Raw genomic sequence first — 18,856 nt, 5'->3', positions numbered from 1 at the left:
ATAGAGTGGTGGGACGACCTCACCACGGACAGGAAGGTAGCGACATGGCCCAGGAATGGACTCGCATTGAAGGCATGATCATCGGCCACGATCTGGATCCCAGCGTGGTCGCCGGCGAGCTGAAGGAGCGTTCGATCCTCGCCCAGCTCGAGTGGTTCCCCTCCTCGCCCCAGCTGCTTGGCCTGAACGTTGCCGTCGACAAGGAACGCGTTGCGACCGTCCCCGCCGGCTCGACCGAGGTTGTTCCCGGCCCCACCCCCGCAGAACTGGCCGACGAGCTCGCCATTCTGTTCGACGCCGAGGTGCGCATCGGTAACGCGACGGCCGATCACCTGCCCGAGGGTGACTCGCCGCTCGGCAAGGTCTGGCCCTCCGATGAGGAGGAGGCCGCCGCCGTTGAACCTACCCCGACCCGCATTGTCGAGATCGGCCGCACCCCTGCCTCGTCCGTGCCGCTCCTCGCGGCCCTTGAGGGCGTGGATCTCGGTGACCTTGAGCTCGCCGATGATCACCGCGCACTTCTCGCTGAGCTGCCCGCCGAGAAGGAGGGCTGGAACTTCGGCGATCTGCCGCTCGTGACTCTCTCTGTGACGGACGGTGAATTCCAGGTCTTCCTGGTCACCGACGATCACCTCGAGCACATCATCTCCCACAACTGGGGCATGGACGCCGCGATCGTCCCCGGCGGACACGACCGCACCTCGGAACTGCCCGGCGAGGTCATTGATCTCGTGGGTGACCGTCTCGACCTCCTGGAGATCGCCGAGGCTGTCCCGGGCTCCGACGCCGACGCTCTGTGGGCCTCCGTGGCCACGACCGGCGAGGAATCCGTGTGGAAGGTCGTGCGCGCCCTCGGCCTGCCCGGCTCCGTCGCCGGCTTCCTCCTGGGCACCACTGACCTCGAGGACGTCGAGGGTGTCTCCGTGCACCTGGCTCGCGGTATCTCCAACGCGATTGGTCGCAGCGTCGACATCATGATGGGCCAGCCGCAGTCGGTCGTGAAGCCCCTGTGGAACTCCTACGAGTCCGTGGCCGTCGAGCGCCCGTGGATCATCCATGCCGCCGTCGCCGCCGAGGCCATCGTCGGCACCGGCATGCTTGTGGCCGCGGTGCGCGCCTCCTCGCCGCGTTCAGGTTGGATGCGCTTCGCGGGCATCGTGGGCGGCCTGATGGTCGTCGACTCGATCGCCGAGCTGTCCCTGGCCAAGCACGTCTCCAAGCGCTTCGCGCGCCGCGCGGGCGAGGCGTAAGGAGCCTTCCGCCGCATACCTAAGAGGTAGCCGGGGCCGCGTGAGCGACCCCGGCTGCTTTTTCTGTCGATGCTGGCGCGGGCACGGCCCGCGCTCGTGTTCGTAGGGAATTCAGTGTGGCGGCGCGGAAGCACCCGAACCCGTCAGGCCTTCAGGGCCTCGGCGGGGAAGTCCTGCGGGCGATCCGTGAAGATGCCGGTGACGCCCCACGAGGCCAGCTCGCGGGCCTGCTCGACGTCGTTGACGGTCCACACGTTGACCTCGAAGCCCGCGTCGCGCATCGCGCGCACGTCGGACTCGGTGAGGCCCTCAACGCCCGGATGAATTGCTGTCGCACCCAGGGCGGCCGCGCCCTCGCGCCACTCCTCGGAGGCGCGCTCGATCAGCCAGCCGAGCGCAACCGTCGGGCAGGCCTCGTGGAAGGAGCCGAGGAGGTCGTGGTCGAAGGAGGAGACGATGAGTCGGGAGGGAACCTTGTCTCCGGCCAGCGTGACGGCCAGGGCCTCGATCAGGCGCTCGCGCAGCCGATCCCCGCCCGCGCAGGGCTTGATCTCCAGGTTCGCGCCCATCTGCTGGGCATGCGCGAACGCGAGGGCATCCGCGGCCTCGGGGATGCGCTCGAAGCGGTAGGTGTCCGAGAACCAGCGGCCGGCGTCGAGCCGACGAATATCCGAGAACCCGAGCTGGTAGTAGGAGCCGGACCCCGTCGTCGTGCGGTCCAAGGTGTCGTCGTGAATGACGATCAGCGAGCCGTCGCCCGTGATGTCCACGTCGAACTCGAACCAGCGCGCGCCGACCTCCATGGCCTTGGCGAACGCGGCGATCGTGTTCTCGGGAGCCAGGGACGACGCGCCCCTGTGGGCAAAGATGCGGGGGAATTCAGACATAGGTGCTCCTAGCGTGAACGGGATGGGGCGTTGTGCCCCCTCACCATAGGTCGAGGTTCGCCTCGGCGCTGAGCATGGACGCGCGACCTGGGGCGGGCTCGATGAGGACGGCCTCGTCGCGCTTGGAGGGCAGGATCGTCTCCACGTACGAGGCCACGGCTTCTTCGCGCGGCACGTCGTGGCCGGCCTGCTGGGCCATGTACCAGCGGTGCTCGAGATACTCGTGGTAGAGCTGCGCGGACTCCAGCTTGCCCGCCAGCTCGCGCGGAATCGCACGCACGACGGGGGCGAACACGTCGGTGAGCCACTCGTGGGCGGCCTGCTCGAGGGGAAGGTCCTGGAAGCCGTTCGTCGCGCGCCACACGTCGATGTCGGCGAGGAGACGCGCAGCCTGATGCTCGCCGACGTCCATGCCGGTCAGGCGCATGAACTTGCGGTTGTGGTGACCGGCGTCGACCACCTTGGGTTGAATGACGAGGCGCTCGCCGGAGGAATCGGTGGACATGTGCAGCTCGGCGACGTCGAAACCGAGGTCGTTGAGGCGGCGGATGCGCTCACTGACGAGGTACTGGCGCTGATCGTTCGGGATGGATTCCTCGGCGGTGACTTCGGTCCACAGCAGGTCGTACTGGGTGCGGATGCGGTCGCCGACGTCGATGGGGTCGGCGTCTTCGGGGAAGAAGCCGCCGGCCTGGAGGTCCATGAGTTCGCCGATGATGTTCGTGCGGGCCAGGTCGACGTCGTACTCGCGCTGGCCGGGGGTGAGCTTCGGGTGCAGTTCGCCGGTTTCGGCGTCGACCAGGTAGGCGGCGAACTCGCCCGCGTCGCGGCGGAACAGCGTGTTCGACAGGGAGACGTCGCCCCAGTAGAAGCCCAGGAGGTGGAGGCGAACGAGGAGGAGAGCGAGCGCGTCGATGAGGCGCGTCGCGGTGTCTTCACGCATCGACAGGGAGAAGAGTGCGCGGTAGGGGAGGGAGAACTGCAGGTGCTCGGTGATGAGGACGGCGTTGAGTTCCTCGCCCTCGGGGCTTTTGCGGCCCGTGATGACGGCGACAGGTTGGACGGACGGGGCGTCCAGCCGCTTCAGGTCACGCAGGCGGTCGTACTCATGATGGGCGACCGTCGGGCCGATCTCCTTGACCGCGAGCACGCGGCCAGACAGGTTCACGAAGCGCACGATGTGGCGGGAAATGCCGCGGGGAAGTGCCGCGAGTAGGTTGGACGGCCACTCCTCGAGGGGAACATCCCACGGGAGGTCCAAAAGGGCGGGGTCAACTGCCGCCGCCGTAATGTCCAGAGCCATGAGAACCATTCTCTCATCTCCAGCGCCGCGCGTATAGCCCCGACGCGGCATGTGCGCTAGTCGCGGCCAAGAACACATGTGTGCATAGCGAAACCCCGGCCTCGTCCTGGAGGTACGAGTGGACGAGGCCGGGGCCGATTATCGCTGTGCGTGAGCGCTATGCGTCACTCGGGCAGGCGAACGCCCGTTGCAGCGGAGAAGTTGTGCTGCTGGCCCTCGCGGATGCGCACGTGCAGGACGCCGCCGCGCGCGGGAGCGGTACGCGGGGGAACGCGCACGATCAGCTGCTTGCCGGTGCCCTCGGAGCCGGAGCCCAGGGTCTCGCCCTCGGCGGCGCCGGCCAGGTGGCCGTACACGTAGGCGTCCGAGCCGAGCTCCTCGACGAAGTCGACCTCGACGGGGATGGAGCCCTCGGAGCCGTCGGCAACGACATCCAGGCCCTCGGGACGGAAGCCGATCTTGATCTTTCCGCCGTCCTCAGGGGTCATCGCGGCGCGTGCAGCCTCGGAGACGCGCACGCGTGCGGGGCCGAGCTTGGCCCACTCGCCCTCGACCGTGAAGGTGCCCAGGTTCATGGCGGGGGAGCCGATGAAGCCGGCGACGAACTCGTTGGCGGGACGCTCGTACATCTCCTGCGGGGTGCCGCACTGCTGGAGGAGGCCGCCGGCGAGAACCGCGATACGGTCGCCCATCGTCAGAGCCTCGGTCTGGTCGTGGGTGACGTACACGGTGGTGACGCCGAGCTCACGCTGCAGGGAGGCGATCTGCGTACGGGTCTGGACACGCAGCTTCGCGTCCAGGTTCGACAGGGGCTCGTCCATGAGGAACACCTGGGGCTTACGGACGATCGCGCGGCCCATGGCGACACGCTGACGCTGGCCGCCGGACAGGGCCTTGGGCTTGCGGTCCAGGTAGGGCTCCAGGTCGAGGATCTTAGCGGCCTCTTCGACGCGCTTGTTGATCTCTTCCTTGGGGGTGCCGGCGATCTTCAGGGCGAAGCCCATGTTCTCGCGCACCGACATGTGGGGGTAGAGAGCGTAGTTCTGGAAGACCATCGCGATGTCGCGGTTCTTCGGCGGAACGTCCGTGACGTCCTTGTCGCCGATGAGGATGCGGCCGGAGTTCACGTCCTCCAGGCCGGCGAGCATACGCAGCGAGGTCGACTTGCCACAGCCGGAGGGGCCGACGAGAACGAGGAATTCGCCGTCCTTGATCTCGAGGTCGAGCTGGTCGACGGCGGGCTTGTCGGAACCCGGGTAGACGCGGGTGGCCTTGTCAAAGGTAACGGTTGCCATGGAGTTTTCCTTCCCACCGGCAGGTACGTGCCGGACGATCCGTAGTGGGGTGACCGTGGAGCGTCTTCGCCCACGGAGTGCGAACGCGGATCGTTCCGCGCGCGCGACTAATAGCGAAGTTAGCACGCTCGCTCGCGGGTGTACAGTTCGGGCCACATGATGGATTGACAGCGTGTGTTCGCCCGTCTCATTCAGGGACGAGGCCGGGGCCGCCCCGCGCGGGTGGCCGCAGATGGGGGAGGGGCCAGGTAGGCTGAGGGCGTGGAAGAAGGCGAGGAACTGGGCGGCTACAGGCTGATCCGTCGGCTCGGTACGGGCGGGGCGGGGACGGTCTGGCTAGCCGAAGACGGGGGTGGCACGCGTGTCGCCCTCAAAGCCATGCACCCGGCGATGGCCGCCTCGGAGGAGTCGCGTCAGCGCCTGGAGCGCGAGACGCGCACCGTAAACTCCGTGCGCTCACCCTTCGTCGCGCACATCGTCGATGCAGAAACCGAGGCCTCCCAGCCTTTCGTCGTCTCGGAGTACGTGGAGGGCCCAACCCTCGCGGAAATCCTCGTCTCCGGGCCGGTTCCTCTGCGCGGCGTCGCCGCCCTGTCCTACCACTTGGCGTCCACGATCGCGGCCGTTCATCATGCGAACATCATCCACCGCGACATTAAGCCTTCCAACATCATCTGTTCGCCGCGCGGCCCGGTCCTCATCGACTTCGGTATCGCGATGGCGACCTCCGATCAGCACCTGACCAGCACCGGCCTCGTGTCGGGGACGGCCGGGTACACCGCGCCCGAACTCCTGCAGGGCCACGGTGCCACGAAGGAATCGGACTGGTGGGCGTGGTGTGCCACCCTGCTGTCCTGCGCCACCGGGCGCCCGCCGTTCGGCAAGGGCGACGTGTCCGCCACGATGCTGCGCGTCCTCGAAGGGGACCCCGACCTCGCCGGACTGCACCCCATGGTCGCCGACGCGCTCGCGGGCGGACTCGCCCCCGATCCCAACGATCGACCGTCACCTTCCCTGATTGTTGCCGATCTCATGAGCGCCGTCGGGTGGGCTCCCGGCGAGCTTGACTACGTGACCGTGAACTGGGCGCAGCTGCTCGACACGGGCATGCGCACGCAGATGGTGAACTCTGACCCCCAGGAGATCGCCGCGCCTCCCGAGTGGGAGGATGCGGGGCAGCGCCCGGATGCCTCCGGCGCGCGCGCCGTCTCCTATCCGCAGCACCCGCGCCGCGACGCCTCGGAGTTCACCGCGGCCAACGACCATACCGACGTGGTGGACACTGCGTCGGTGGCGCAGGGGTATGGCGACTGGTCCGATGACACCGGGGAAGTCGCCTGGCACGACGACGCCACCGACACCTGGCAGAGCGTCGACGACTCGGATCCCACCGAGGTCATAGCCCCCTACGCTCAGCCTCAGTACCCGGGGCCGCAGGGTGCGTATGATCCAGGTTTTGCCCCCGGCTACGGGCAGCAGCCCTATCCGCAGGCCGGCGTCCCCGCACAGCAGATGGCGACGGGCCCGCAGTGGAACCCCAACCCGGCGATGGGGATGGGCGCCGCTTCGGCGGAGGGGTCCTCGTCCACCGCGAAGGGGACGTGGATCTCGGGCGGTGCGCTGATGGCCCTCCTGGCCTCCCTGCCCTTCCTTTTTGGACTCACCGGATCCATGATCGTGGGGATCGCTCTCACCGCTTTCGGCCTGATCGGTGCTATGTCGCGGTGGCTGGAGCGTCGTCGGATCCTGCGAGGAGCAAAGGCCAGCGACACGGCGGCCGTCATCGCCATGTCGCCGATCCTGCTGGTGCGCTCGATCCTGTCGACGGCGCTCGGCCTCGTCGTCGGGGGCCTCGTTCCATACGGGATCTGGGCCTTTGTGTCCTATTCGCGCGAGGGGCGCGTCCTGTGGTCATGGCCCGCCGATGTCGTCGCGTCCACCGGAGTTGATCGCACGGACTACTGGCTGAGCGACCCGCGCGGGACGATCGTCGTGTGGGCACTCGCCGCGCTCATGATGCTGACTGCCTGGCTCATGCCGTTTGCCGCCGATCTGAGGGTTGGCGTATCCACAACGCTGCGCACGATCGTGCGTCCTGCCTGGGGTCGAGGCCTCCTCGCGGTAGGCTGTGTGGGGTTCCTTGCGGGTGCGTGGTTCATCGTCACAGGTGGGCTGTCGCACTAAGCGTGATCACGCTGCGCTCGATATTCTTACAACATTCAACTACTTTCGGAAGGTGAGTCCATGGCTCAGAAGAAGAAGCCGGCCGTCGACCCCGTGCGCGCCAAAGCCGCGCAGATGCGCCAGGCGCAGGAGCGCGCTGACCGCCGCACCCGCATCATCGTCATTTCCGCCGTCGTCGCGATCGTCCTCGCGGTCGTCGCAGCCGTCGGCGGTGTGATCTGGAAGCAGCAGGCGCAGGTCAACGCCGCGCGCAACGTCGACGCCTCCGACGTCCTCGGCATCTACGCCGACGGTCGACCGGTCATCGTCAATGGGAACGGCGTCGTCACCGAGGCGGATCCGAACCTGCCTACCCTCACCGAATACTTTGACTACACCTGCCACGTGTGCTCCGACCTCGATGTCGCCGTCGGCAAGGACCTCACCACCTGGGCTGCCCAGGGGTACTACAACCTCGAGCTCCAGCCGGTCATTACCGTCAACATGGACTACCTGAAGCCCGCGACCAGCGCGTCGCTGATCGTTGCCCAGAAGGCGCCCGACAAGTGGGTGGACTTCCACCACGCGCTGCTCGCCTACTTCGCCTCCCAGTACCAGGCGTCCAACGGCACCGTCGTCCAGAACCTCGAGGCCTCCTGGAAGCAGGTCAAGACGATCGCCGCCGAGGTGGGCGTTCCCTCCGACGTCATCGATACCTTCCCGCTCAACGCCGCCGAGGACTACCTCAAGGCCTCAACCACCGCCTGGCAGAATGCCAACTACAGCGGCCGTAACAACGGGCTCGGCACACCCGAGCTGATCAAGGATCACTCGACCGTCATCGCGCTGCACACCCCGCTGACCTCAGCCAAGCAGACGATCGCGGAGGTATTCGGCATCACCGATTCCGCGAGCCCGGTCCCCGCCGAGACCCCGGCACCCGAGGCCACCGAGCCCTCCCAGAGCGGCGCCGGCGAAGCCCAGAGCTCCGAGACGACCGACAGCTCCAACTGAGCCTTCAATCAGTGAGGGGTGGGGCCATGTGGTCCCACCCCTCACTTCTTTGGTGCGAACGTCAAATCCCTGTGGCTCATTGGAGGGCCTTGAGGCGCGCGCCAGTTATCTGCACTACGCAATGGGGAATCGCGTTGCTGCGCGCTCATTGACCTCGATCTGGCTCGCCCGCGCGCGCGAGCCCCTACCTGTGGCACACTAGTGTCCGCCGCCGGCTTAGCTCAGTTGGTAGAGCAGCTGTCTTGTAAACAGCAGGTCATCGGTTCGAGTCCGATAGCCGGCTCCACGGAGTCCCTCACCGCGGCACCGCAGCCGCCGCCCACCTCGCCCGTTCGGGTGGGGTGCCCCGGCCTCGTCAATGAGAAGCGCCCAGCGACCAATCCACGCCCGACGCGCCCTGCGCCTCCAACAGTTCATTTGCACGCGAGAACGGCTTCGACCCGAAAAACCCTCGATACGCAGAGAGCGGCGACGGATGGGCGGACGCAATAATCGGCGTGTCACCCAGGCGCGGCGCGAGCGACTGCGCGTCCTTGCCCCACAAAATCGCCACGAGGGGAGCGCGCGAGCCATCGGCACGCTTCCGGGACACCAGTGCGTCAATCGCGCACTGCGTCACCTCCTCCCAGCCGCGACCTCGATGCGACGCGGGAGCGCCCGGGCGCACCGTCAACACACGGTTGAGCAGGCACACGCCCTGCTCGCACCACGGCGTCAGATCACCCGACGTCGGAGCGGGAACACCCATGTCCTCGCTCAGCTCGCGGAAAATGTTGATGAGCGACTTGGGTAACGCCACCCCCGGGTGCACCGAAAACGACAGCCCCATCGCGTGCCCCGGCGTCGGATACGGATCCTGCCCGACAATCAGGACCTTCACCTTGTCGAACGGGTACGTGAAGGCGCGGAGAACATCCGTGCCCGCAGGCAGGTAGCCGCGTCCCGCCTCGACCTCAGCGGCCAACATCGCGCCCAACTCGTGGACACGCCCCTCCACCGGAGCCAGCGCCCGAGCCCAGCCCGGATCAATCAACTCGGCCAATGGACGCGGATTGTGTTCACTCATAGCACCAGCCTAATGCCGCACAGGCCACGCCACATTCCCCGCGCGCCACCCGCGCCCCACTCCCTCTTTTCCGATAGTCTGAACGCGTGAGTTCTCAGTACCCCAGGGATGAATTTGACCGCGCCGGCGAAGATATGCCCGTCGGCATGCACCGCCCCAAGCCGTCCAAGTGGAAGAACGTCTGGCCTTTCCTGGCCATCCTCGTGATCGTTCCCGCCCTCGGATGGGCAGCGGCGACCGCCCTGTCGCGCCAGCAGGCCACTGTCAGCAACGCGCCCAGCCCCGCCGCGACCACCCCGAGCGCCTCCGCTCCCTCCGCGTCGCCCACGGCCGAGGCCCCCGCGTCCGCTGAGCCCACGCCTTCCGCCAGCTCCTCCTCCCCGTCGGCTTCCTCTGAGCCCGACCACGGAGCCGTCATCCAGGTCCTCAACGGCACTGGAACGCAAGGGTTTGCTGGCCAGCAGGCTCAGATCCTGAACCAGGCCGGCTACGCAGGCACCTCCGCCGCGAACGCTGACGGCTGGGCCACGCAGACCTCCACCGTCTTCTACGAGGATCCCCGCATGGAGGGAACCGCGAAGGACGTTGCCGCCAAGCTCGGTATTTCCAACGTTCGCCAGGAGAGCGGCCTCGGAGACCCCGACATCATCGTGATCCTGCGATGAACCACTGATACTGACTGAACCGCCCGGCCCCTGTGGGGCCGGGCGGCTTTGTTATGCCTAGGTTGCGTCTTGCTCCGCTGGTGTTCCGGGCGCCGTCGGATCCGGCTGTGGGGCCGGGCTACTTGGTGTGCCCGTGGGCGGCGGCCCGCCCGCGAGCCGTCCGCGCCGCGAGCTTCGCTCGGCGCGTCGGCTCGAAGCCCGGCCAGGCCCCGCCGCCGCCCACGGGCACCGCAGCCAGGCCCTCCGGACCCTCCGGCGCCCTCCACACCAGTGGGGCCTGGTGTGCTGCTGACGTTGTTTGGCTCGTCGTCTCGAAGCCCGGCCAGGCCCCGCCACCGCCCACGGACTCCGCAGCCAGGCCCTCCGGGCCCTCCGGCGCCCTCCACACCGGCGGCGCTTAGCGTGCTGGCGTGTGGACTGGTGCGTCGTCTCGAAGCCCGGCCAGCCCCGCCGCCTGGCCCTGTCGACCAGGTGGGCCGGTTGTCTGAAACTGTCATCACCTTTGCTTGCTGGTATCCGTGTGGGAGTGAAACCGCCATCGCCTTTGCGGGTGAGAAATGGGTGTTTTTGGTGCAGTTTTCGGGTGCAAAGGTGATGTCGGTTTCAAGGGGCCCTTGTTGGGGGCGAGCAGTGGTGTTGTTGGTTTCAACGTCGCCACGTTGTCGCGCCTCGTGTGCGAAAAAGTTCGCCCAGCGCGCGCAAAATGCCCCAAAAACAGCGTTTTTATATGAGCAGGGCGAATATTTTCGCGGAAATGCCGCTGGAGGGGCAGTGCTGGGCGAATTTTGTCGCGGACCGGCAGTCGTGGGATCCCACAGGGCAAGTTGTGTTCTGCCGCTGGTGTTCTGGGCGCCGGATGGCCCGGCCGCCCGCTCGGCGGGCTGCTGTGTCTACCCACGGGTGTTCCGGGCGCCGGAGGCCCCGGCCGCTGTGTGTGCCGGTGGGCGGCGGCCCGCCCGCGAGCCGTCCGCGCCGCGAGCTTCGCTCGGCGCGTCGTCTCGAAGCCCGGCCAGGCCTCGCCGCCGCCCACGGGCACCGCAGCCAGGCCCTCCGGATCCTCCGGCGCCTTCCACGCCGGCCGCGCTTGGTGTGCAGGTGCGCTCAGTGGGCCGGCCCCGGCCTCGTCGTTGATTGTTACGCCCTGAGCGCAGCGGACTCAAGCCCCGTGACCTCGCCTTGCACTCTGGGATGGTGAGTGCCAAAATCGTAGTTAGCACTCCGACATGGAGAGTGATAAGACCACCGGTTCGATGAGGCCACCTCAAAAGCGTGGCCGTCCGTCGCGGGCATCGAACCCGATCCGCATCGCGGAAGGACACATTTCCAATGAGCAAGATCATCAAGTTTGATGAGGATGCCCGTCGTGGCATGGAGAACGGCCTCAACCTGCTGGCCGACACCGTTAAGGTGACGCTTGGCCCCAAGGGCCGCAACGTCGTGCTCGACAAGAAGTGGGGCGCCCCCACGATCACCAAGGATGGCGTCTCCGTCGCTAAGGAAATCGACCTTGACGATCCGTTCGAGCGCATCGGCGCCGAGCTGGTGAAGGAAGTTGCCAAGAAGACCGACGACGTCGCGGGTGACGGCACCACCACCGCGACCGTTCTGGCCCAGGCGCTGGTTCACGAGGGCCTGCGTAACGTCGCCGCCGGCTCCAACCCGATCGCCCTCAAGCGCGGCATCGACCAGGCCGTCGAGGCCATCGTTGAGCAGCTGCACGCCGACGCCAAGCCCGTCGAGACCACCGAGCAGATCGCTGCCACGGCCTCCATCTCCGCCAACGACCCCGCCATCGGCAAGCTCATCGCCGAGGCCTTCGAGAAGGTCGGCGCCGAGGGCGTCGTCACCGTCGAGGAGACCAACTCCTTCGACACCACCCTGGAGACCACCGAGGGTATGCGCTTCGACAAGGGCTACCTGTCGGCCTACTTCGTGACCGACCAGGAGCGCCAGGAAGCCGTCCTCGAGGATGCCTACGTCCTCCTCATGGACTCCAAGATCTCCAACGTGAAGGACATCGTCCCCGTCCTGGAGAAGGTCATGCAGACCGGCAAGCCCCTCGCGATCATCGCCGAGGACGTCGAGGGCGAAGCCCTCGCCACGCTGGTCGTCAACAAGATCCGCGGCACCTTCAAGTCCGTGGCCGTCAAGGCCCCCGGCTTCGGCGAGCGCCGCAAGGCGATGCTGCAGGACATGGCCATCCTGACGGGCGGCCAGGTCATCTCCGAGACCGTCGGCCTCTCCCTCGAGAACGCTGACCTCGAGCTGCTGGGCCGCGCCCGCAAGATCGTCGTCTCCAAGGACGAGACCACCATCGTCGAGGGCGCTGGCGACAAGGACATGCTGGATGCCCGCGTGCGCCAGATCCGCCAGGAGATCGAGAACACCGACTCCGACTACGACCGCGAGAAGCTGCAGGAGCGCCTCGCCAAGCTGGCTGGCGGCGTCGCCGTCATCAAGTCCGGCGCGGCCACCGAGGTTGAGCTCAAGGAGCGCAAGCACCGCATCGAGGACGCCGTTCGTAACGCTCGCGCGGCTTCCGAAGAGGGCCTGGTCGCCGGCGGCGGCGTCGCCCTGATCCAGGCTGCCACCGTGGCGCTGCCCAAGCTCGATGCCCTCACCGGCGACGAGGCGACCGGCGTCAACATCGTGCGCCTGGCCGTCTCTGCCCCGCTCAAGCAGATCGCTGAGAACGCGGGCGTCGAGGGTGGCGTGGTTGCCGACCGCGTTGCGCACATGGAGCCCGGCCACGGCCTGAACGCCGCGACCGGCGAGTACACCGACCTCATGGCCGCCGGCATCTCCGACCCGGTCAAGGTCACCCGTTCCGCGCTGCAGAACGCTGCGTCGATCGCAGGCATGTTCCTGACGACCGAGGCCGTTGTCGCCGACAAGCCCGAGGCTCCGGCCGCCGGTGGCGACGACGCTGGCGCTGGCATGGGCGGCATGTACTGATCCGCTCGGCGTTAAGCTGAAACGCCTGGGGGCGGGACTCGTGAGGGTCCCGCCCCCAGGCGTTTCTGTCTGTCTGCGCCGGTGTGCCACGAGGTCGTGGCGCCTCGCGGGGGAACGGGGCGTAGCGCGCGGTGTCAGACCCCCGCGAAGAGGGAAGCGGAATGGGTTTCTGCGTCGGCGTAGGTGGAGGCCGCAACCTGCATCTGCGAGGAGATAGCGTCCAAGGCGTCGTGTGTCTGCGCCTGGATGCCCTGCCACTGCGTGATAGTAGCCTGGAAGTTCACCTGCGCCCCGCCCGTCCAGGTGTCTTGAAGGGCGAGCAGCTGGGCCATCATCGTGTCCACTTCGGTGCGGATGGTGGATGCGGTTGTGCAGGCCTGCGCGGAGGCGGCAGCAATTTGTTCGGCGTCGACGGCGTATGCGGTCATGATGTCACTCCTTTGTGGGACCCCGGGTGGGTCCGTCGACATCGACGCTACGCGCGTGACGACGCGTGATCCAGGCAGAAACGAAGCCCTGTGGATAACCGCCCGCGCCGAAAAATGCCTGTGGATAGGCCAGGGTATACCCGTGCTGCTGACGGGTGAGGAGCCGCCGCCCACCAGCGCACACAGTGGCCAGGCTCCACAGGTTTGGAGGGCGCCGGAGGGACCGGAGGGCACGGGCGGGCTTCGAGACGCGGCACCGAGCGAAGCGAGGTCGCCTAGTTTCGCGGGCGGCCGAGGCCTCGTCAGTCGGACGTGGGAAGGTCCAGGGATTCGACGGCGGACTCGAGGGAGGAGGTTGCCTCCTCGTCCTCGTCCGACTCGGTATCTTCCTCGATCTTGCGGGGCAGGATGCCGGTGGACGTTGCCTCGTCGTCCGGGGACGCGACGGGGATGCGCTTCTTGATTGAGCGGCGCTTGATGATCAGCGTGCCGGTCGTCGTCGTGGAGTCTTCCACGACCTCGTCGGTGTCGTCCGTGTCCTCGGTGTCGTCCGTGTCCTCGGCCTGGGCGGCCTGGCACAGCTGGGCCTTCTCGCGCTCAAGGCGGGTCAGCTCGACCTCGAGGTTTGCGCGGGCGGTATCCTCCCACGCGGAACCGAGGGGGGACTGGTAGATCGTCTCGTAGCTCAGGAGCTTCTTGACGAGTGCCATACGAGCCTTGGTGAACTGTAGGTCGTCGAGCTCGCTGAGTTCGGCGCGCAGCGACGTGCGGAGCTTCTTGTAGTCCTGCGGGCTGCAGGCCAGGCCCGCCAGGTCCGCGTCGACGAGCACCTGCGCGTCGAAGTCGGTGCGGGGCGCGCGGTGGCGCGTGAGGAACGCGATCAGCTCGTCGATGCGGGCGACGACCTCCTCGGGCACACCGAGGTTGGTGAGGCGGTTGTGCGCGTGATCGATGCATCGGGTGGAGGCGAAGTTTGCTTGGAACCCGCCGAGCTTGATCTCGAGCGCCTTGTTGAGGAAGGCGCCGTGGTACCACGCAGCGACGCGCAGGATGTCGGGGTCGTGCGCGGACGACGAGATTTCATCGATATGGGTGAGCGTGTTCATGAGCCGACGCAGGTTGTGCAACTGCCGGTTGGGCGCGCTCCACCGCTGCATGAGGTCCGTGCCCTCATGTTCGAGGTCTGTGTCGGTCGCGGTCGCGCCGATTTGCTGCATGGCGTCAACGAAAGACGTCAGCAGCCACTGAGGTGCTTGAGCACCCATGGGCCACTCTCCTTGCTGAGGAATACCCGAGCCATGCTAGTGCGCTTTTGAGCGAAGGTCACGTTCGTTGGTAAAAAATCGGGGAAAATCCCGATAGATTTCGTGAAACTGTCAGGTGAAAAATGGCGAAAACTGAGCGAAAAAGCCGTGTGTGCTGACCGGTGCGTTATGTCGTTCACGCTGTGGGGAGTTCGATGCGAACGGTGAGGCCGCCGCCTTTCGTTTTCGTGAGTGATGCGTTGCCCTTGTGAGCTGCGAGGATGCCGGAAACGATTGCGAGGCCGAGGCCGGAGCCCCCGGACTTGCGGTTGCGCGATGTGTCCGCGCGGTAGAAGCGTTCGAAGACGCGTCCGCGGTCAGTTTCGTCGATGCCGGGCCCGTGGTCGCGCAGTTCGACGATGGCGGTGTCGCCGCTGCGTCCGAGCGCGATTTCGACGGGGGAGCCTTCGGGGGTGTAGCGCACGATGTTGCCGATGAGGTTGGTGAACACCTGCGAGATGCGGTCGCGGTCCGCGGGGACGATGAGGGTCATCGGGGGAGTGCGGCTGTTGATGCCGGTGAGTCCGACCGTGCGCGTGGGGTCGAGGGCTTGGAGGTCGAAGACGGCGTTATCGGCGAGCTTGACGAGGTCGATGTCGGTGATCTCGAGGGGTCGGCCTTCGTCGAGGCGCGCGAGGGTGAGGAGGTCTTCGACGAGGGTGGCCATGCGCGAGGATTCGGAAGCAATGCGCCCCATGACTTCCTCGATGCGCTCGGCGGGTACGCCGCCCATGGCGTAGAGCTCGCAGTAGCCGGAGATGGCCGCGAGGGGGGTGCGCAGCTCGTGGGAGGCGTCGGAGACGAATCGTTTGATCTTTTGTTCCGAGGCCTGGCGGGCTTCGAAGGATTGCTCGACCTGGGTGAGCATGGCGTTGAGTGAGAGTGAGAGGGAGCCAACCTCGGTCGTGGGAGGGTGTGGGGTGACGCGCTTGGTGAGGTCGCCGGCGGCGATCTTTCCGGCGGTCGATTCGATGGAGCGCAGGGGGAGGAGGGCGCGGCGCACAAGGACGCGCCCGGTCCAGCCTCCGATGAGGACGATGATGATGCCGGCGACCGCGAAGTATGAGGCCGTGGTGCGCAGAGTGTGCTGCATGTCCGACAGGGGCAGGGCGATCGTCATGTATCCGGAGAAGTGGCCGGAGTCCGTTTCGTACACGGGGACGACGAGGGCGCGCCAGCCGAGGCCGGCCTTGGAAGAGGAGACGGTGACCGGGAGGGTGCGGAAGGAGGAGATGGGCGCGGAGCTCGTGTCGACGAGTTCGGGCAGGTGGGGCTTGCCCGAGGCCTTGAGGGTGTCCTCGGAGTAGAAGTAGCGGTCGCCCCCGCCGGTGTCGTGGATGTGGATGTAGTAGAGGGTGGGGATGCCGCCCTGACCGTCGGCGGAGAATGTCGCCGCCGATCCGGAGATCTGCATGGTATGCGCGGTGGCGACGAGCTGGTCGTCGATCTGAGAGGTGAGGTGGCGCTGGAGGAGGCCGATCATGACCGTGCCGGACAGGGAGAGTCCGATGGCCAGGAGCAGCGTGATGAGCGTGACGAGCTGCGCGGATAGCGGCTTGGAGTCCCACCATGCCTCGATGCGTTGGGCCAGGCTGCGGTGCACGTCAGTCCTCAGCGCGCAGGATGTAGCCGACCCCGCGCTTGGTGTGGATCAGCTCCCCGGAGGCCCCCTCGACGGCGAGCTTGCGCCGCAGGTAGGAGATGTAGGACTCGACGATGGCGACTTCGCCGTCCCAGTCGTATTCCCACACGTGGTCGAGGATCTGCATCTTGGAGACGACGCGTCCAGCGTTGATGACGAGGTAGCGCAGGAGCTTGAACTCGGTGGGGGACAGGTCGATGGGCACGCCGGCGCGCGTGACTTCGTGGGCGTCCTCGTCGATGACGAGGTCTCCGACGCGCAGGAATGCGTCGTCTTCTTCGGAACCCATGGTGCGGCGCAGGATGGCGCGGATGCGGGCGACGACCTCTTCGAGGCCGAAGGGCTTGGTGACGTAGTCGTCGCCGCCGACGGTCAGGCCCTGGATCTTGTCGCGCATGTCGTCGCGCGCGGTGAGGAAGAGGACCGGGGTGGTGATGCCGGCGTCGCGCAGGCGCCTGGTGACGGTAAAGCCGTCCATGTCGGGGAGCATGACGTCGAGGACGATGAGGTCGGGGCGCGAGGCCTGGGCTTCGTGAAATGCGCCGCTGCCGTCCTCGGCGGTGACGACGTCGAAGCCGGCGAAACGCAGGGAGGAGGCGAGGAGGTCGCGGATGTTGGGCTCGTCGTCGACGACGAGCAGTTTTGCTTCGGTTCCCGGGGTACTCATGCAACTAGTGTCGCCCATGTGTCTGAATGTTTCCTGTGAGGTAGGTGGGAGTAATGACGCGACTTCTGTTTGCTTCGTCACCTCGGTTGGTCGCGCGGAAACAAAGGACAGGAAAAGGCGCGGAAAAGATGTGCAAGAATTGAAGCATGTCATCCCAGAACGCAGCAGACGTCATGTCTCCCGACGGCGTCGACTTCCAGCACGTGTCCCCCAAACTCGCGACCCTGCGCCTCGGTAACGCCCTCGCGCTGTGCGGCGCCCTGTGTGGCGCGATTTCCGCGCTCGTCCTCGTCGTCGATATTCCGGCGCTGTGGTGGCTCATGCTCGTGCCCGCCGCCATCGCACTCTTCTGCCTGTGGCTCGTGCCCGCCCAGGTGCGCGCCCTGCGCTACGCACTGGCCGACACGGACTTCGTCATCCGCCGCGGCGTCTTCAATCGATCGTTGACCCTCGTGCCCTATGGCCGCATCCAGTACGTCGATATCTACCAGGGCCCCGTGCTGCGCCTGCTTGGCATCTCCACGATCAAGCTGTCGACCGCGAGCGCGAAGACCGACGCGACGCTGAGTGGTGTGCCCGTCGCGGACGCGGCCCGTCTGCGTGACGTCCTGGCGGAGCGTGGCTCGGCGGAGCTGATGGGCCTATGAGCGCGGACCTTTCCTCCGACGGCATCGCCCCCGAGGACTGGAAGCCGCTTCACCCGCTCACCTACGTTCCCCGCGTCGTAGGGAGCGTGACGGGTGTTGGTGGCCTCGTGTCCCTGAGTAATGCGTCCGCGATTGAGCGCCTGCTCAACGGTGAGGCGCCCGCGTGGCTCGCGACGACCGGGATCTTCCTGGGCCTTCTGATTATCGCGGGCATCGTCCTAGCCATCGCGGGTGCGTACTGCTACCTGTCGTGGACGAAGACTCGCTACGCGGTGAGCAACACCGCGATCTGGTACCGCGCCGGCATCCTGAAGCGCACGCAGCGCCATGCGAGGCTGACGCGCATCCAGACGATCAACGTGTCCTACTCGCTCATCGGGCGCCTCCTGCGCCTGGGCTATCTGGACATCGAGGTCGCCGGCGGCGCTGACTCGAGTATCAAGCTGGGCCTGCTGCCCGCGCAGCGCCTCGAGGAACTGCGTGCCCTGCTCCTCGCGCTCGCTTCGGGTGCGATTGACGAGGCTGTGGATCCCGCCGACCTTACCCCGGCCTCGGCCCGAGTGACGACGGCACAGACCCCGCTGGAGGCCCCGGAGCGCCCCGTATTCAAGGTCGGGTTCGTCAAGCTCCTGGTGTCCATGCTGGCGACCATCGACAATGCGATCGCCCTGTTCTTCGGCATCTTCCTCCTGGGTCTCAACGGCTTCCTCGTGGGTGTTGTCGGGGTGTCGTCGATCATGAGCTTCCTGGGCATCCTGGCGGGTGCGTTCAGCCTCCTGGCGGGTGTCTGGGCGCGTTTCGATCGAGAGTTCGGCTTCACCGCGGCGATCGCTGCCGATGGCGTGCGCATCGACCGCGGCCTGACGGCTCGCCGTCACGTGACGATCCCTCCGGGGCGCATTCACGCCATCGAGGTGACGCAGCCGCTGATCTGGCGACTGTTTGGCTGGTATCGCGTGGAGATCACGCAGGCCGGCAACTCGGCGCATACGACGGACGAGAAGAACAAGGGCATGCAGGTGGATGTGGCCTCCGACGTGCTGCTTCCCGTCGGCAGCCGCGTGGAAGTCATCCAGGCGATTGCGATGGCGATCCCGGACCTGGGGGTCGAGGATCCCGACGGCTTCCTCGAGTCCCTTCGCGTGGGCACGGGCGAGGACCGCTGGATGACACCGATCCCCCAGCGCGCGAGGATCCTGGATCCTCTCGTGTATAAGCGCCGAGCCTTCGGCCTGACCGATGCCGTGTTTGCGATCCGCGACGGCTTCTTCAACCTGCGCTTCTCGATCATCCCGCTCACGCGTATCCAGTCGGTGTCGCTGCATCAGGGACCCATTCAGCGCTGGCGCCGCGTCGCATCGGTGCGCGCCGCGCTGGTTCCCGGACCGGTGGCGTCCATGGCCGAGCACGTCGAGGCGGGCCGCTCTCTGGAGTTGTGGGCGCAGCTGTCGCAGGCCTCGAAGGTCCGCCGTGAGGCCGAGGTTCCCGAGCGCTGGCTCTCTCGCGTCACCGAGATCGTTGAGGCGACCTCGCAGCGTGCGGAGGACGACAAGTAGCCCGATGATCGGCG

General features: G+C 66.9%; 15 protein-coding genes and 1 tRNA gene. 8 read left to right on the top strand and 8 right to left on the bottom strand.

The window, feature by feature from the left end:
- The first annotated feature begins 44 nt into the window (after window positions 1–44).
- Window positions 45–1,250, top strand: coding sequence for a hypothetical protein (locus FBF35_RS09120; protein WP_060565830.1), 1,206 nt, complete (start codon window positions 45–47; stop codon window positions 1,248–1,250).
- A 143-nt stretch (window positions 1,251–1,393) separates the two neighbouring features.
- Here FBF35_RS09120 and FBF35_RS09115 read toward each other — a convergent pair whose 3' ends face one another.
- From FBF35_RS09115 to FBF35_RS09105, 3 genes are all read right to left on the bottom strand, one after another.
- Window positions 1,394–2,137, bottom strand: a complete 744-nt coding sequence (locus FBF35_RS09115; RefSeq protein WP_060565829.1) for a glycerophosphoryl diester phosphodiesterase — start codon at window positions 2,135–2,137, stop codon at window positions 1,394–1,396.
- 40 nt (window positions 2,138–2,177) lie between these two features.
- Complete coding sequence (locus FBF35_RS09110) at window positions 2,178–3,440, bottom strand: DUF4032 domain-containing protein (protein WP_060566403.1); 1,263 nt, start codon at window positions 3,438–3,440, stop codon at window positions 2,178–2,180.
- A 164-nt stretch (window positions 3,441–3,604) separates the two neighbouring features.
- Window positions 3,605–4,735 (bottom strand): ABC transporter ATP-binding protein, encoded by a 1,131-nt coding sequence (locus FBF35_RS09105; RefSeq protein ID WP_003795790.1) that lies wholly within the window; start codon window positions 4,733–4,735, stop codon window positions 3,605–3,607.
- A gap of 261 nt (window positions 4,736–4,996) precedes the next feature.
- Here FBF35_RS09105 and FBF35_RS09100 point away from each other — a divergent pair, with 261 nt between their 5' ends.
- From FBF35_RS09100 to FBF35_RS09090, 3 genes are all read left to right on the top strand, one after another.
- On the top strand, window positions 4,997–6,919 hold the full coding sequence (locus tag FBF35_RS09100) for a protein kinase domain-containing protein (RefSeq protein WP_060565828.1): 1,923 nt from the start codon (window positions 4,997–4,999) through the stop codon (window positions 6,917–6,919).
- A gap of 60 nt (window positions 6,920–6,979) precedes the next feature.
- Window positions 6,980–7,912, top strand: a complete 933-nt coding sequence (locus FBF35_RS09095) for a DsbA family protein (protein WP_060565827.1) — start codon at window positions 6,980–6,982, stop codon at window positions 7,910–7,912.
- Window positions 7,913–8,122: 210 nt separating this feature from the next.
- A tRNA-Thr gene (locus tag FBF35_RS09090) sits at window positions 8,123–8,198 on the top strand.
- Between the two features lie 69 nt (window positions 8,199–8,267).
- Here FBF35_RS09090 and FBF35_RS09085 read toward each other — a convergent pair.
- Complete coding sequence (locus tag FBF35_RS09085) at window positions 8,268–8,978, bottom strand: uracil-DNA glycosylase (RefSeq protein ID WP_034465090.1); 711 nt, start codon at window positions 8,976–8,978, stop codon at window positions 8,268–8,270.
- Window positions 8,979–9,112: 134 nt separating this feature from the next.
- Here FBF35_RS09085 and FBF35_RS09080 point away from each other — a divergent pair, with 134 nt between their 5' ends.
- Together FBF35_RS09080 and groL are read left to right on the top strand one after the other, a co-directional pair.
- Window positions 9,113–9,643, top strand: a complete 531-nt coding sequence (locus FBF35_RS09080) for a LytR C-terminal domain-containing protein (RefSeq protein ID WP_060565826.1) — start codon at window positions 9,113–9,115, stop codon at window positions 9,641–9,643.
- 1,326 nt (window positions 9,644–10,969) lie between these two features.
- Window positions 10,970–12,598, top strand: coding sequence for a chaperonin GroEL (gene groL / locus FBF35_RS09070; protein WP_034465353.1), 1,629 nt, complete (start codon window positions 10,970–10,972; stop codon window positions 12,596–12,598).
- A gap of 134 nt (window positions 12,599–12,732) precedes the next feature.
- Here groL and FBF35_RS09065 read toward each other — a convergent pair whose 3' ends face one another.
- The 4 genes from FBF35_RS09065 to FBF35_RS09050 form a co-directional block, all read right to left on the bottom strand.
- The gene (locus FBF35_RS09065) at window positions 12,733–13,026 is read right to left on the bottom strand and encodes a WXG100 family type VII secretion target (RefSeq protein WP_034465355.1); all 294 of its coding nucleotides are present in this window, start codon (window positions 13,024–13,026) and stop codon (window positions 12,733–12,735) included.
- 302 nt (window positions 13,027–13,328) lie between these two features.
- Entirely contained in the window at window positions 13,329–14,291 is a 963-nt protein-coding gene (locus FBF35_RS09060; RefSeq protein ID WP_060565825.1) for a hypothetical protein, read from the bottom strand.
- A gap of 175 nt (window positions 14,292–14,466) precedes the next feature.
- Entirely contained in the window at window positions 14,467–15,933 is a 1,467-nt protein-coding gene (locus FBF35_RS09055) for a sensor histidine kinase (RefSeq protein WP_060565824.1), read from the bottom strand.
- Between the two features lies 1 nt (window position 15,934).
- On the bottom strand, window positions 15,935–16,657 hold the full coding sequence (locus FBF35_RS09050; protein ID WP_034466075.1) for a response regulator transcription factor: 723 nt from the start codon (window positions 16,655–16,657) through the stop codon (window positions 15,935–15,937).
- 128 nt (window positions 16,658–16,785) lie between these two features.
- Between FBF35_RS09050 and FBF35_RS09045 the strand changes: the two genes are divergently transcribed.
- Together FBF35_RS09045 and FBF35_RS09040 are read left to right on the top strand one after the other, a co-directional pair.
- Window positions 16,786–17,286: a PH domain-containing protein gene (locus FBF35_RS09045; RefSeq protein ID WP_060565823.1), complete on the top strand. Its 501-nt coding sequence runs from the start codon at window positions 16,786–16,788 to the stop codon at window positions 17,284–17,286.
- Window positions 17,283–18,842: a PH domain-containing protein gene (locus FBF35_RS09040; protein ID WP_060565822.1), complete on the top strand. Its 1,560-nt coding sequence runs from the start codon at window positions 17,283–17,285 to the stop codon at window positions 18,840–18,842. Before FBF35_RS09045 ends, FBF35_RS09040 begins: the two co-directional genes overlap by 4 nt.
- Window positions 18,843–18,856: the final 14 nt, after the last annotated feature.

This window comes from Schaalia odontolytica (assembly GCF_005696695.1).
Lineage (GTDB): Bacteria > Actinomycetota > Actinomycetes > Actinomycetales > Actinomycetaceae > Pauljensenia > Pauljensenia odontolytica_C.
This window is presented reverse-complemented; position numbering and strand designations above follow the sequence as displayed.